The 14,182-nt window shown below is 65.8% G+C and carries 14 protein-coding genes; 8 read left to right on the plus strand and 6 right to left on the minus strand.

Translation table 11 applies throughout. The features are described 5' to 3' along the window. Position 1: 1 nt before the first annotated feature. Positions 2–844 (minus strand): LysR family transcriptional regulator, encoded by an 843-nt coding sequence (locus H1B27_RS14160; RefSeq protein WP_197966470.1) that lies wholly within the window; start codon positions 842–844, stop codon positions 2–4. Between the two features lie 96 nt (positions 845–940). On the opposite strand from H1B27_RS14160, the gene H1B27_RS14165 reads away from it, so the two are divergent. Further along, positions 941–1,912, plus strand: coding sequence for a quinone oxidoreductase family protein (locus tag H1B27_RS14165; RefSeq protein ID WP_197966471.1), 972 nt, complete (start codon positions 941–943; stop codon positions 1,910–1,912). 5 nt (positions 1,913–1,917) lie between these two features. On the opposite strand, the gene H1B27_RS14170 is transcribed toward H1B27_RS14165, so the two are convergent. Next, on the minus strand, positions 1,918–2,985 hold the full coding sequence (locus tag H1B27_RS14170) for an acyltransferase family protein (protein WP_197966472.1): 1,068 nt from the start codon (positions 2,983–2,985) through the stop codon (positions 1,918–1,920). A gap of 193 nt (positions 2,986–3,178) precedes the next feature. Between H1B27_RS14170 and H1B27_RS14175 the strand changes: the two genes are divergently transcribed. The 5 genes from H1B27_RS14175 (at position 3,179) to H1B27_RS14195 (ending at position 9,803) form a co-directional block, all read left to right on the plus strand. Then, positions 3,179–4,498, plus strand: a complete 1,320-nt coding sequence (locus H1B27_RS14175; RefSeq protein WP_197966473.1) for a UDP-glucose dehydrogenase family protein — start codon at positions 3,179–3,181, stop codon at positions 4,496–4,498. Positions 4,499–4,623: 125 nt separating this feature from the next. After that, positions 4,624–7,098: an ATP-dependent helicase HrpB gene (gene hrpB, locus H1B27_RS14180; RefSeq protein WP_197966474.1), complete on the plus strand. Its 2,475-nt coding sequence runs from the start codon at positions 4,624–4,626 to the stop codon at positions 7,096–7,098. 127 nt (positions 7,099–7,225) lie between these two features. Continuing rightward, complete coding sequence (locus tag H1B27_RS14185) at positions 7,226–7,738, plus strand: TIGR02281 family clan AA aspartic protease (RefSeq protein WP_082822055.1); 513 nt, start codon at positions 7,226–7,228, stop codon at positions 7,736–7,738. Positions 7,739–7,800: 62 nt separating this feature from the next. Then, positions 7,801–8,097 carry a nucleotidyltransferase family protein gene (locus H1B27_RS14190; protein WP_197966475.1) on the plus strand — a complete coding sequence of 99 codons (297 nt, stop codon included), beginning with the start codon at positions 7,801–7,803 and terminating at the stop codon, positions 8,095–8,097. Positions 8,098–8,303: 206 nt separating this feature from the next. Then, positions 8,304–9,803: a phosphomannomutase/phosphoglucomutase gene (locus H1B27_RS14195; RefSeq protein WP_028176372.1), complete on the plus strand. Its 1,500-nt coding sequence runs from the start codon at positions 8,304–8,306 to the stop codon at positions 9,801–9,803. A gap of 12 nt (positions 9,804–9,815) precedes the next feature. On the opposite strand, the gene H1B27_RS14200 is transcribed toward H1B27_RS14195, so the two are convergent. From H1B27_RS14200 to H1B27_RS14210, 3 genes are all read right to left on the minus strand, one after another. Continuing rightward, positions 9,816–10,649: a sterol desaturase family protein gene (locus H1B27_RS14200; RefSeq protein WP_197966476.1), complete on the minus strand. Its 834-nt coding sequence runs from the start codon at positions 10,647–10,649 to the stop codon at positions 9,816–9,818. Positions 10,650–10,658: 9 nt separating this feature from the next. Beyond that, positions 10,659–10,970 carry a cysteine rich repeat-containing protein gene (locus tag H1B27_RS14205; RefSeq protein WP_311976944.1) on the minus strand — a complete coding sequence of 104 codons (312 nt, stop codon included), beginning with the start codon at positions 10,968–10,970 and terminating at the stop codon, positions 10,659–10,661. 74 nt (positions 10,971–11,044) lie between these two features. After that, a complete protein-coding gene (locus H1B27_RS14210) occupies positions 11,045–11,266 on the minus strand; it encodes a hypothetical protein (RefSeq protein WP_197966477.1) in 222 nt (73 codons plus the stop codon). 183 nt (positions 11,267–11,449) lie between these two features. Between H1B27_RS14210 and H1B27_RS14215 the strand changes: the two genes are divergently transcribed. Both H1B27_RS14215 and H1B27_RS14220 read left to right on the plus strand, forming a co-directional pair. Beyond that, complete coding sequence (locus tag H1B27_RS14215) at positions 11,450–12,172, plus strand: response regulator (RefSeq protein WP_197966478.1); 723 nt, start codon at positions 11,450–11,452, stop codon at positions 12,170–12,172. Continuing rightward, positions 12,172–13,521: a sensor histidine kinase gene (locus H1B27_RS14220; protein ID WP_197966479.1), complete on the plus strand. Its 1,350-nt coding sequence runs from the start codon at positions 12,172–12,174 to the stop codon at positions 13,519–13,521. The genes H1B27_RS14215 and H1B27_RS14220 overlap by 1 nt, the downstream gene beginning before the upstream one ends. A 54-nt stretch (positions 13,522–13,575) precedes the next feature. On the opposite strand, the gene H1B27_RS14225 is transcribed toward H1B27_RS14220, so the two are convergent. After that, complete coding sequence (locus H1B27_RS14225) at positions 13,576–14,085, minus strand: Lrp/AsnC family transcriptional regulator (RefSeq protein ID WP_197966480.1); 510 nt, start codon at positions 14,083–14,085, stop codon at positions 13,576–13,578. Positions 14,086–14,182: the final 97 nt, after the last annotated feature.

Here is a 14,182-nt window from a genome sequence, read left to right on the forward strand (position 1 = left end):
ATCAGGCCAGGCAGTCTTCGAGAAAGCTCGCCACCGCGCGTACCGCCGGTGTGCGGCGCAGGTCGCGATGCAGCACCAGCCAGACCTCGCGCCCGACCGGACGGCCACCGATGTCAAGGCGCTGCAGCCGCGGGTCGGCCTCGCCCAGGAATTCTGGGAGGGCCGCCAGCCCAATTCCGGTCCTGGCGGCTGCCGCCTGGTTCTCAAGGTCGTTGGTGCGAAGCACGATCTCGCGCGTGCCGGCGAAGCGCATCAGCCATCGCTGCTGGGGTACCTCGTCCATGCTGGAATCATAAGCGACGAACGCGAAGGCATGCGGGGCTGTCGCCTGCAGATAGCCGGGCGAGCCGTAGAGAGCGAACTCGAAATAGCCGATCTTGCGGGCGATCAGCCCCGGCTCGGTCGGGCGCGACAGGCGAAGCGCCAGGTCGGCTTCGCGGCGATTGAGCGAGGCCGTGCGTTTCTCGCCGATCAGCTTGATCGTGATGCCGGGATGCTGTTGCCGCAGCAGAACCAGTTTTGGCGCGATCAGGAGGTTGGCCAGCGACGGCGGCGCGCTGATAGTGATCTCGCCGCTAACTTCCGATTTCGAGGCTTGCGCGGCGCGCTCCAGTGCAAACGCCGTCTCTGCCATCGGCGCGCCGATCTTGGCGATGCGCTTGCCGTCCTCGGTGAGTTCGTAGCTGCGTGGTCTGCGGTCCACGAGCTTGAGCGACATGGCCGCTTCCAGGGCGGCGACACGGCGGGCCACGGTGACGTGGTCGACGCCGAGGCTCCTTGCTGCGGCGGACAGGGTGCCCTCACGCGCGAGCGCCAGGAAATGCTGCAGGTCCGTCCAGTCCATCTGTGCGAATTCTCACAACTAGATCTCACTTTTGAGCAGTTTCGCAGATTTCCAAGTCATTCCATAGTTCTTCTGTCAACGACAGGAGAATGCGACATGGCCGTGATCGTGAGGTTGAAGGCGCCCGGCGGCGTAGACCAACTCGAACTCTTGAGCGCCGATCTGCCGCCGCCAGGCCGCGGCGAAATCCGGCTGCGGCAGACCGCGATCGGCGTCAATTCCATCGACATCTATCAGCGCATGGGTCTGTACGCCCTTCCGTCCGAGCGAATTCCGGGCGTCGAGGCGGTCGGGGTCGTTGCGGCGCTGGGTGCGGAGGTGACCTGCCTCGAGGTCGGCGACCGTGTCGCCTATGCGGGTGCGCCCGTCGGCGCTTACGCGTCCGAGCGCAATCTGCCGGCCTGGCGCGGCGTGAAGCTTCCGGCGGGCTTGCCGGACGAGACGGTCGCGACGGCGTTCGTCAAGGGTGTCACGGCTGACATGCTGCTCAGCCGCGTTTTCCCTGTCGTCCGTGGGACGACGATTCTCGTGCATAGCGCAGCCGGAGGGCTGGGGCAGTTGCTGACGCGTTGGGCCAGCGCGTTCGGGGCGGTCGTGATCGGGACCGTGGGTTCACCGGCGAAGGTCGAGGCGGCTCGCGCTGCTGGTGCGTCTCACGTGATCGTCGGGCGCGACGCCGATTTCGCCGCAGCCGTTGCCGATCTCACTGCAGGGCGCGGCGTCGATGTCGCCTATGACGGTGTTGGGGGGACGACGTTGCAGAAGACGCTCGCCTGCGTGCGGCCATTCGGCGTGATCGCGAGCATTGGCCAGTCGGCCGGGCCGATCCCGTTGGTCGATGTCCACGATCTCGGGCCGCGACGCAGCTTGATGCTGGCGCGGCCGAGTGTCATGGCCCACATGAACGATGTCGATGCGTATCGCCGTTCCGCCGAGCGTGTGCTGGCTGCGATGGCCGATGGCGTGCTGCAGGTGAGCGGGAAAGCCTACAGTCTGCGGGATGCAGCGTTGGCTCAGGCCGAACTCGAGGCCGGTCTGACGACGGGAGCTTTGTATCTGCGTCCCTGAGTGGCCTATTCCGCGGGCTGTAGCGTGGCTGCCGCCTTCCTCGGCGCGATCCAGAACGCATCCGGCCGCTCGAACAGGAAGCGCGCATTGAGCCGCAGCGCCACCTGCCAGATCGCCAGCGCGCCGAGCACGCCGGCGATGGTGACGATCAGCGACATGGTGCCGATGTCGGGGATGACGCCCGTGCGCAGCAGCAGCGTCCGCGTCGCCGCCATCGGCAGGAAGAAGGCGAGGTAGATCACGATCGAATGCTCGCCGCAGAAGTGGAGGAAATTGAGCCACTTCGCGCGCGCAAGCAGCGTGCCCGTCGTGATGATGGCGCAGGCGCCGGCAAAGCCGAGCGCGAGCGAGACGATCTTCCATTCGCTGGCCCCATGCGCGACCAGGCCGGCATTGATCAATGCCCAGGCCGCGAGCGCTCCGAGCGCGAGCGCGGGATGCTTTCGTGCACGATCCGAAACGGCGAACACGTAAGGCGCGAACAGGTAGCCCGAATAGAAATAGACGAAGCGCGAGCAGAATTCGTCGATGACGGTCCAGCCGGTCGTGATCCGTGCGGTCTCCAGCGCGGCGGCGAGAAGCCAGATCGCGAGCGGCGGAAGCTTGCGTGTCAGTTTTGTGACGACGAAGAAGATCGGCAGCAGATAGATGAACCACAGCGTGCCGAACGGCTCGATGAAGGATTCGAGGTACAAGAGGCCGACGTCGCGCCAGCTTGTCTCCGCCGCGAAGGCGGGCGCCTTGAAGCCGAATTGGATTGTCACCCAGACGACATAAAAATAAGCGAAATGCACTACCTTGCGGTCGAGATAGGTTCGCCAGTCCCGATCGATCACGACAGACAGGAACAGGCCCGAAATCAGGAAGAAGTCCGGCATCCGGAACGGCTTTGCGAAGGCCACGGCGACATGCATGAAACCGGTCTGCCCGGCGGCGAGCTCGACCCCAAGCACCGAATGCATCATCACGACCATGACGATGCAGATGCCCTTGGCGTAGTCGACCCAGTCGACACGCGCGGCAGAAGGGGCGTTGGAAAGCCCGGCCGCCGCGATTGTGTCTGATCGTGCCATGATGTCCCCTTTCGAGGCGTGTTCCGCCCGTCCCTGTATGGGTGTGGGGCAGTTTGGAGCCCAGTGGTTTCCGACTTCTTTACCCGTTCAAATCGCGGGCCGGTTTTTGCATCCGGACTGTTCCATGACCTCGGGAAAATGCTAAACCGCCGCGAATTGGGCTTCCGTTAACCAAGCTGGGACAGGATTTTTCATGCGCATCGCGATGATCGGCACGGGTTATGTGGGACTGGTTTCCGGAGCCTGCTTTGCGGATTTCGGCCACGACGTCACCTGCGTCGACAAGGACGAGAAGAAGATCGCGGCGCTCCATCGCGGCGAGATCCCGATCTACGAGCCCGGCCTCGACGAACTGGTCGCGACCAACGTCAAGGCCAAGCGGCTGGACTTCACCACCGATCTCACCAAGCCGGTCGCGGATGCTGATGCCGTGTTCATCGCGGTTGGCACGCCCTCGCGCCGCGGCGATGGCCACGCCGATCTGTCCTACGTCTACGCCGCCGCCCGCGAGATCGCGCAAGCGCTCACCGGCTTCACCGTCGTGGTGACCAAGTCGACCGTGCCGGTCGGCACCGGCGACGAGGTCGAGCGCATCATCCGCGAGACGAACCCTGCGGCCGACGTCGTGGTCGCCTCGAACCCCGAGTTCCTGCGCGAGGGCGCGGCGATCCGCGATTTCAAGTTCCCCGATCGCATCGTGGTCGGCATCTCGGACGAGCGCGGCCGCAAGGTGATGGGCGACATCTACCGTCCGCTGTCGCTGAACCAGGCGCCGCTGATGTTCACCGAGCGCCGCACCGCCGAGATGATCAAATACGCCGCCAACGCGTTCCTGGCGACCAAGATCACCTTCATCAACGAGATCGCCGATCTCTCGGAAAAAGCCGGCGCCAACGTCCAGGAGGTCGCGCGCGGCATTGGCCTTGACAACCGCATCGGCACAAAATTCCTGCATGCAGGCCCAGGCTTCGGCGGCTCGTGCTTCCCGAAGGACACCAAGGCCTTGATCAAGATCGCGCAGGACTATGACGTGTCCTTGCGCATCGTCGAATCCGTGCTGGCGGTCAACGAGAACCGCAAGCGCGCGATGGCACGGAAAGTGAGCCAGGCGCTCGGCGGCTCGCTGCGCGGCAAGACCATCGCCGTGCTCGGCCTCACCTTCAAGCCCGACACCGACGACATGCGCGACGCGCCGTCGATCCCGCTGGTGACAGGCCTGATCGACATGGGTGCGACCGTCAAGGCGTTCGATCCCGTCGGCATGGAGCAGGCAAAAGGCGAGCTGCCCAGCATCACCTACTGCGAGGACGCCTATTCCTGCGCGGAAGGCGCGGACGCGCTCGTCATCGTCACCGAATGGGTTCAGTTCCGCGCGCTCGATCTCGATCGGTTGAAGCAGACCATGGCGCAGCCCGTCCTCATCGACCTCCGCAACATCTATCGCCCCGAAGACATGGAAGCCGCCGGCTTCACCTACGAGAGCGTCGGCCGGCCCACTGTGCAGGGCCGATAGCTGCATTTCTCGTTGAAAGAAGCCGTCATGGCCGGGCTTGTTCCGGCCATCCATGTCTTGTTCACTCTCGCCTGAAAGAACGTGGATGCCCGGCACGACGGCCGGGCATGACGAGTGGATAGACCTTGCCCCGCAGCTTCGACACGCCCCTCCCGATCGATGCCGTGCTCGACGATTTGTCGCGCACGCTGGAGGCTAACAACGCCACCGTGCTGGTGGCGCCGCCCGGCGCCGGCAAGACCACGCGCGTGCCGCTGGCACTGCTCGATGCGCCCTGGGCGAAGGACAGGAAGATCATCGTGCTGGAGCCGCGGCGCATCGCGGCGCGGGCCAGTGCCGATCGCATGGCCAAATCGCTCGGCGAGCGGGCCGGCGAGACCGTTGGCTATCGCGTCCGCTTCGGCTCGAAGATCTCGCGCGCCACGCGCATCGAGGTGGTGACCGAGGGCATCTTCACCCGCCAGATTCTCGACGATCCCGAACTTTCAGGCGTCGCCGCGATCCTGTTCGACGAATTCCACGAGCGCTCGCTCGACGCCGATCTCGGCCTCGCGCTGGCGCGTGATGCGCAAACCGGCCTGCGCGAGGATCTCCGCATCCTCGTGATGTCGGCCACGCTCGACGGCGCGCGCGTGGCCAGATTGCTCGGCGATGCGCCCGTCGTCGAAAGCGAGGGCCGCGCCTTTCCGGTCGAGACGCGCTATCTCGGCCGCAAGGCAGATGCGCCGATCGAGCGGCAGATGGCGGACGCGATTGCATCGGCGCTGCGCGCCGACAGCGGCTCGGTGCTGGCGTTCCTGCCGGGCGCCGCCGAGATCCGCCGCACTCAGAACTTTCTCGGCGAGCGCGTGCACGACGCCTCCATCGAGATCGTGCCGCTGTTCGGCGCGCTCGATGCCGCCGTGCAGGACCGCGCCATCGCGCCGGCACCCAGGGCCTCGCGCAAGGTGGTGCTGGCGACCTCGATCGCCGAGACCTCGCTCACCATCGAAGGCGTGCGCATCGTGGTCGATTCCGGTCTCGCCCGCGTCCCGCGTTACGAGCCCGACATCGGCTTGACCCGCCTCGAGACCGTGCGCGCCTCGCGCGCGGCGGTGGACCAGCGCCGCGGCCGCGCCGGCCGCACCGAGCCCGGTGTCTGCTACCGGCTCTGGGACGAGCCGCAGACGGCCGCGCTTGCGCCCTACACCCAGCCGGAAATCCTCAGCGCCGATCTGTCCTCGCTGGTGCTCGACCTCGCGCAATGGGGCGTCACTGATCCCGGCGCATTGTCGTTCCTCGACCCGCCGCCGCAGCCGGCCTGGAAGGAAGCAAAAAGCCTGCTGTCCGAGCTCAACGCGCTCGATGGCGACGGCCGCATTACCGCAGAGGGCAAGAGCCTGCGTTCGCTGGCGCTGCCGCCGCGGCTGGCGCGCATGATCGTGGATTCGCATCGTGCAGGCGGCGGCGAGGCCGCCGCCGAGATCGCCGCCATCATCACCGAGCGCGGGTTAGGGGGCGACAGTGTCGATCTCGAACACCGGCGCGACCAGTTTCGCCGTGACCGCTCGCCGCGTGCGTCCAGCGCGCGCGACCTGGCGCGGCGCTGGGCCTCGCAGGTCGCGGCGTCGGAGAAAGCCGGGCAGCAGGAAGATCTCTCGACCGGCCTGATGCTCGCCTATGCCTTTCCGGACCGTGTCGCACGCAACCGCGGCAATGGCAGTTTCGTGCTCGCCAACGGCCGCGGCGCTTCGGTCCAGCAGACCTCTTCGCTCGCCCGCGCGCCCTACATCGCGATCGGCGAGATGACGGGGACGGCGGCGAGCGGACGCATCCTGCTCGCCGCGCAAATCACCCAGGACGAGATCGAGCGGCATTTCGCCGAGCATATCGAGACCGCCGACGAGATCTCGTTCGATCGCGGCGCGATGGCGCTGCGCGCGCGGCGCAGGCGCGTGCTGCATGCCATCACGCTGTCCGAGGCGACACTTGCCGTGTCGCCCTCGGAGGAGACCGCGCGCATCCTTGCCGATGGGTTGATTGCGGCCGGTCTCGACCGGCTGCCCTGGTCGAAGACCGCAAAACAATGGCGCGACCGCGTGATGTTCCTGCGCAAGGCCGAGGGCGAGGCCTGGCCCGATCTCTCCGACGACGGGCTGATCGCGCGGCGCGAGGATTGGCTGGTGCCGGCGCTCTACGACAAGATCGCGCTCAAGGATATCTCAGCGGGCGATCTCTCCGACGCGTTGATGGCGCTGCTGCCTTGGGACATGCGCGCGCGGCTGGATCGCGAGGCGCCGACCCATTTCGAAGCGCCGACCGGAAGCGCGCTCGCGATCGATTACGAGGCCGAGCAGGGGCCGACCATCGCGGTACGGCTCCAGGAACTGTTCGGCCTCAACACCCATCCCTCGATTGCCGCCGGCAAGGTGCCGCTGGTGCTGGAATTGCTGTCGCCAGCGCAGCGCCCGGTGCAGGTGACGCGTGATCTCCCCGGCTTCTGGCGGGGCAGCTACGCCGCCGTGCGCTCCGACCTGCGCGGCCGCTATCCGCGCCACCCCTGGCCGGACGACCCTGCCAATGCGCTGCCGACCCGGCGGGCAAAGCCGCGCGGGACGTGAAAGTTCGATCGCGCATTAACCGTCCGCTCATGCTTTTCGTCAAAATAGCAGCTCTCTGACCGCGGCTTCGCTCGCCGCCGGGCACGCTGCGTGATGAAATCGAGCTTTCCGGCTCGGAAGTGGTGTGATGCGTAACATTATGATCTTCGCGGCCGTGATGATCGGCCTCGGCACCTTCATGGCCCAGATGGCGGACAAGATGAGCTCCGCCTCCGCCACCTCGGTCCCCCGCACGACGGTGGCCGTTGCCTCCACCGCCCCGGCCGGCGGCCGCAGCCTCAGCATTTCGCGCGACGGCCGCGGTCATTTCCAGACCGAGGGCCGCATCGACGGCCAGCGCATCGGTTTCATGATCGATACCGGCGCCTCCGTCGTTGCGCTGAACGAGACCTCGGCCGCACGCTTCGGCCTGCGTCCCTCGCGCGGCGAGTACACCGCCACCGTCTCCACGGCCAACGGCACCATCAAGGCCGCGCGCACCCGTATCGCCATGTTAGAGGTCGGCGGCCTCATCGTGCGCGACGTCGATGCCATGGTGCTGCCGGACGCGGCCTTGTCGGAGAACCTGCTCGGTCTCTCCTTCCTGTCGCGCCTGAAGCGCTTCGAATATTCCAACGGCCAGATGGTGCTGGAGCAGTAGGCTCGCCGTCGCGCCCGAAGGAGGGCCTCCCGCCGGGGCGAGCGGGGTGCTATATTCCATCCATGAACGGCCCCGATGCGATAGCGATTCTGCGACAGTTCGAGCCTGCCCTGCGCCAGCGGGGCGTTGTGCATGCTGCGTTGTTCGGGTCGGTGGCGAAGGATGAAAATCATTCCGGCAGCGACCTCGATATCATGGTCGAGATTGATCCCGATGCGCGGATCACGGTCTTCGATTATGTCGAGCTCAAGGAGTATATTGCCAAGCTGTTTGACGAGCCCGTTGACGTCGTCAACCGCGACGCCCTGAAGTCATACGTCGCTCCCGCCGCCACGGCCGACGCAATCTATGCCTTCTGATCGCGTCGGCGGGATTCTCCAGGACATCCTTGCACGGCTCCAGAGCTAGCCGTTCTGGTCAGACATTTATATCGCGCCACGAGCCCCTGCTTCGTTACCAATCTGCCGCAATTATCGGCCATAAGCCTTCAATCCCGCCTTCCGCTGCGGCCGGGCATTCGCTTAGGCTGCAGCAAATCCCGCCCCTTTTTCACGAGACCGTCTCAATGTTCCCGAAGCCGAAATCCGTACTGCTGCCAAACACCTACGCCTTCGAATCAGAGCCGATGGTGAAGCCGACGGGCTTTCGCGAATACGACGCGCGCTGGTTGTTCCAGAAGGAAATTAACCTGATGGGTGTGCAGGCGCTCGGCATGGGGCTGGGCGCGCTGATCGCCGAGCTCGGCGTCAGGCAGGAGATCGTCACCGGCCATGATTTCCGCGGCTATTCGGCCTCGATCAAGTACGCGCTGATCTCCGGCCTGATGGCCGCGGGATGCAAGGTGCACGATATCGGCCTCGCGGTGACGCCGATGGCCTATTTCGCGCAGTTCGACCTGGATGTGCCCTGCGTCGCCATGGTCACGGCCTCGCACAACGACAATGGCTGGACCGGTGTCAAGATGGGCGCCAACCGCCCGCTGACCTTCGGCCCCGACGAGATGACGCGGCTGAAGGAGATCGTGCTCAACGCGGAGTTCAAGAACAAGGCGGGCGGCTCCTATCAATTCCACGAGAACTATCCGGCGCGCTACATCGCCGACCTCACCAATCGTCCGAAGCTCAAGCGCAAGCTCAAGGTCGTCGCGGCCTGCGGCAACGGCACCGCCGGCGCGTTCGCGCCGCAGGTGCTGGAAGCGATCGGCTGCGAGGTGATCCCGCTCGATACCGAGCTCGACCACACCTTCCCGAAATACAATCCGAACCCGGAAGACATGGAGATGCTGCACGCGATCCGCGACGCGGTGCTGCATCACAAGGCCGATGTCGGCCTCGGCTTCGATGGTGACGGCGACCGCTGCGGCGTCGTGGACGACACCGGCGAGGAGATCTTCGCCGACAAGGTCGGCGTCATGCTGGCGCGCGACATGTCGGCAATCCACAAGGACGCGCAGTTCATCGTCGACGTGAAATCGACCGGCCTGTTCATCACCGATCCCGTGCTGCAGAAGCAGGGCGCGAAGACCGCCTATTGGAAGACCGGTCATTCCTACATGAAGCGCCGCACCAACGAGACCGGCGCGCTGGCGGGCTTCGAGAAGTCGGGCCACTTCTTCTTCAACAAGCCGTATGGCCGCGGCTATGACGACGGCCTGGTCTCGGCGATCGCGATCTGCGACATGCTCGACCGTGCGCCCGGCAAGTCGATGGCCGACCTGAAGAACGCGCTGCCGAAGACCTGGTCGTCGCCGACCATGTCGCCGCACTGCGCCGACGAGGTCAAATACGGCGTCATCGACAAGGTGGTGAAGCACTTCGAGGGCTTGCAGGCGAAGGGCGCCAAGATCGGCGGCCAGGCGATCCGCGATCTCGTCACCGTCAACGGCGTCCGCGTCACGGTCGAGGACGGCAGCTGGGGCCTGGTGCGCGCCTCCTCCAACAAGCCCGAGCTCGTCGTCGTGGTCGAGAGCCCGGTCTCCGAGCAGCGCATGCACGACATGTTCGAGATGGTGAACAGCGTGCTGCGCACGCATCCTGAAGTCGGCGAGTACAATCAGAAGATCTGAGCGCTAACGCGCTCAGCCTCCGGGCGGGCCGAACAGGGTGCGGAGCTTCGCGCTCGCACCCCGTGCCTTCCAGGTGTCGCCCAGTATCGCGATCCATTCGCCGAGCGCAATCCGGATCGGGTTGAAGGATTGCACGCCGCCGACGAGGCCGAACCGGAGCGGCTGGTCGGAGGGCCGTTCGGCAAAGGTCCCGAACAGGCGGTCGAACACGATCAGGATGCCGCCATAGTTCTTGTCGAGGCACGGCTCATTGCAGGCATGGTGCACGCGATGGTGGCTCGGCGTGTTGAGCACCCATTCCAGGATGCCGAGCTTCGGACCGAACTGGCTGTGGATGAAGAACTGATAGAGCAGGTTGATGCCGAGCATTGCCACGATCGCGAACGGATGAAATCCGATCAGCGCCAGTGGCAGGAAGAACAGGAAGTTGCCCGAGACGTTTCCGGTCCAGCCGAGCCGGATCGCCGCAGTCAGTCGCGTCGTCGAGTGATGCACTGCATGCGTCGCCCACATCCAGCGAATGCGATGCGAGGCGCGATGCTGCCAATAATACAGGAACTCGCTGCCCAGGAACAATCCTGCGAGCGCGAGCGGACCGGTCTGCGCGAAGTCGAACAGGCGGTGCTCGTACAGGAACGCGAACGGCATCGCGAGCATGCCTGCCTCGACCGCGCGCAGCAGGTTCTGGCCGAGGGCCACGCCGAAAGAGGCAGCGCTCTCGCGCCAGTCGTGGGTCTCACGATGGGCAAGCCGGCCGATGCCGTATTCGAGCAGCATCAGGCCGATCGCCGTCGCCAGGACCATGTACCGGAGCGTTGGGTCGAGCAGGAGAGAAGCATAAGCCACGGTGTCCTCCTATTTCGGGGTGGCGCCGGTGGTGACGGCGCTGTCCCTCAGTGCCTGCGCACGGGGCAGGGCTCGTGCGCAGGCCGAGGTGAGCTGGCCGGCGTGAGATTGCAGGCAGGCCAGGATGCGCCCGCTACCCGGCGCGACGTTGCTGCAAAGGCTTTCATAATCGGCGCGGCAGGCCTGCATGGTCGCTCGTGCCTCGCTGCGCATCTGCGGCGTGATCTGGGTTTGCAACTGGCTCTGGGCGAATGCGGACGTCGAAACGCCGAGCGCGACGATGGCCGCAGTTCGCGGCAGGACACGGAAAATCGATGACACGATGCTGTTCCTTCCTGGTCTGAAGTGATGGACCGTCGCCGCCCGGGGCCGGGTGCGGCGACGGTCCGGCCCGCTCAGCGCGAGATCGTGCCGGAGCGGGTGTAAGTATTGCCCGCCGGGCCGGTGCGGGTGACGTTGCGCGTGCAGCTTCCGTAGGCGCAGCTTCCCGTCGCGGTGACGTGAGAGGTGCCGCGCGGCCCGGTCGCCGTCCCCGACCGCGTCCAGGCATTGGCGTCGGCCGCCGCGGCAACCGACAGGGTGCCGATGACGAGGGAGGTGAGGAAAAGCTTGGTCATGGTCGTCGTCTCCTTCTGGGGGCTGCCGTGAGCGGGAGCCATGAGGAGGAGACTGGTCGTGCCGCGTCTGCGGCGCATTGCCGGAACGAAACGATTGTTATGGCTTTGTCCGACCCGTGTAACACTATGTAACAACGGCGCCCGCGCCCTTGCTTGACGCGAGCCGTTGCTCACAATGCAGCCATGAACGCGCAAGCAGCCACGATTCTCATGGTGGAGGACGATCCCGAGATCAGCCGCCTCGTTGCCGACTTCATGCGGCGCGAGGGGTTCGAGGTCGCCTGTGTCCCCGACGGCAAGGCGATGGATTCGATGCTCCAGCGCCTGCGGCCCGACCTCGTCATCCTCGATCTGATGCTGCCGGGCGAGGACGGGCTTTCGATCTGCCGCCGCCTGCGCGCCGACGATGCCATCCCGATCCTGATGCTGACCGCCAAGAGCGACGAGATTGATCGCGTGGTCGGCCTCGAGATGGGCGCGGACGATTACCTGACCAAGCCGTTCGGTCCGCGCGAGCTGCTGGCGCGGGTTCGCGCCATCCTGCGCCGTGCCAACGGAACTCCGGCCAAGCCGCTGGTCCGGCGCTTCGCGTTCGACCGCTTCGTGATCGATCTCGATGCGCGCAGTGTCGAGACGACCGAGGCCGAGACACCGGAGCTGCAATTGACCAGCGCCGAGTTCGACCTGCTCGGTTGCTTCGTGCAGCGGCCGCGAAGGGTGCTCACGCGCGACCAGATCCTCGACTGGACCCGCGGACGTTCGGCCGAGCCGTTCGACCGCACCGTCGACATGCTGATCTCGCGGCTGCGCCGCAAGCTCGACGGTGCAAGTCCCGGCTCCAACCTGATCACGATGGTGCGCAACGGCGGCTATCTGTTCACCGCGACCGTCAAGCAGGTGTCGTGATGCTGCGCGTGACGCTTGCCGCGCGGCTGGCGCTGATCGGACTGGTCGGCTTCATCGTGGTGGTTACCGTGCTCGTGGGGATCTTCTACCGCACGACGCTGCAGGAGAACGAGCTCACGCGGCCATCGCCTGCGCGCCTCGATGCGCTTGCAACGTTGCTCGAGGGCACGGTCGGCGACGCACGGCAGGCCGTCCTCGACGCAGTGTCGTCGCCGCAATTCATGGCGCGGATCGTGCCGTCGGGGGCGCCGGTCGACGGCGAGACGCCGGAACGGCAGCGACAATTGCGCGAGACTTATGCGGCCGGCCTTGCAGGCCGCCCCGTGAAGATTGTGTCGCCGCCCGATCACCGCGCCAGTCGATTGTTTCCCCGCCTCGCGCGGCTGATGGCCAATGCGATCGAATTCCGCATCGGCCTGCGCAGCGGCGATCTGCTCGTCATCGACGCCTATACCCGCCTGCCGGTGACCCAGTTCGGGCTGCCCGTGGGTTTCGGCGCGGGCCTGTTCGGCTCGATCGTGGCGCTGCTGGCGCTTTTGGTCATGCAGCGCGAGACGCGGCCGCTGGCGCGGCTCGCGGCCGCCGTCGATCGTGTCGACCTGTCGGCCGATCCGCCGCCGCTGCCGGATGCGCGACGCAGCGCGCCGGAGATCCGCGCCGTCATCGCCGCGTTCAACCGCTTGCAGGGGCGGCTTGCCGAGATGCTGCGTGCGCGCATGACGCTGGTTGGCGGCATCGCTCATGACGTCAGGACTTTTGCGACACGGTTGCGGCTGCGCGTCGAGCACATTCCCGACGATGCCGAGCGGCAGCGAGCGGTCGCCGATATCGACGACATGATCCGCCTGCTCGATGACGCGCTGCTGTCGACGCGGGCGGGTGCGGGCGGTCTGTCACAGGAGATGGTCGAACTCGCCGCGCTGGTGGCCGTCGAGGTGAACGACCGGCATGTTCAGGGCGCGGCAGTCGATCTGGTCACGGACGAGCGATCGCGCGACGTCGTCGTCCTCGGCGACCGGCTCGCCCTGCGGCGGGTCTTCGCCAACATCATCGACAACGCGCTCGCCTATGGCCATGCCGCGCATGTGCGCACGGCCCTGAAGGACGGTGCCGTCGTCGTGTCGATCGGCGACGAGGGACCTGGGATTCCCGCCGATCAGCGTCAGACCGTGCTCGAGCCGTTCCACAGGCTGGAGAAGTCGCGCAATCGCGCAACCGGTGGCGCCGGTCTTGGTCTCGCCGTTGTCCGCAGCCTGGTCGAGGTCCATGGCGGGACGATCGAGATCGGCGCGGCCCCGGGCGGGGGTACGCGGGTCAGCGTCACCCTTCCGGTGTTTCAGCCGGCTTGAAGCGAAGTAGATACCGGTTCGCGTGAAGAAGACGCGTCAAAATGAGAATCGGCGTCAGGCTGTCACCACCGCGGGAATCGGCAACGCGGTAACCGACTTGATCTTCTCCATCGCGAAGCGCGAGGTGACGTTCTTCAGCGGCACGGCGCTGATCAGCTTCTTGTAGAACACGTCATAGGCCTGCATGTCCGCGACCACGACGCGGAGCATGTAGTCGACGTCGCCGGCCATGCGGTAGAACTCCATCACCTCCGGCATGGCGCTGACGGCTTCGGCGAACCGCTTGAGCCAGGCGTCCGAGTGATCGGCGCTCTCGACCGACACGAACACGGAAATGCCGAGTCCGATCTTGTTCTGGTCGACCAGCGCCACGCGCTTGATGATCACGCCGTCGGCCTCCAGGCGCTGGATGCGCTTCCAGCAGGGGGTCGAGGACAGGCCGACGCGGTCGCCGATCTCGGCCACCGAGAGGGAGGCATCCTCCTGAAGGACCATCAGGATCTTGCGGTCAATGGCATCGAGGCGGCGGCTGGTCTCGGGAACCTGGACGGCGACATCAGTCATTTGAAGAACTTTGTTTCATTTCGGGGGCTGATTTCCCTGATATAGAGAAAATATTTCCACCGCAAGCCTATAATCTTCGCGACGCAGTGGAACTGCT

Source organism: Bradyrhizobium diversitatis, from assembly GCF_016031635.1.
Taxonomy (GTDB): domain Bacteria; phylum Pseudomonadota; class Alphaproteobacteria; order Rhizobiales; family Xanthobacteraceae; genus Bradyrhizobium; species Bradyrhizobium diversitatis.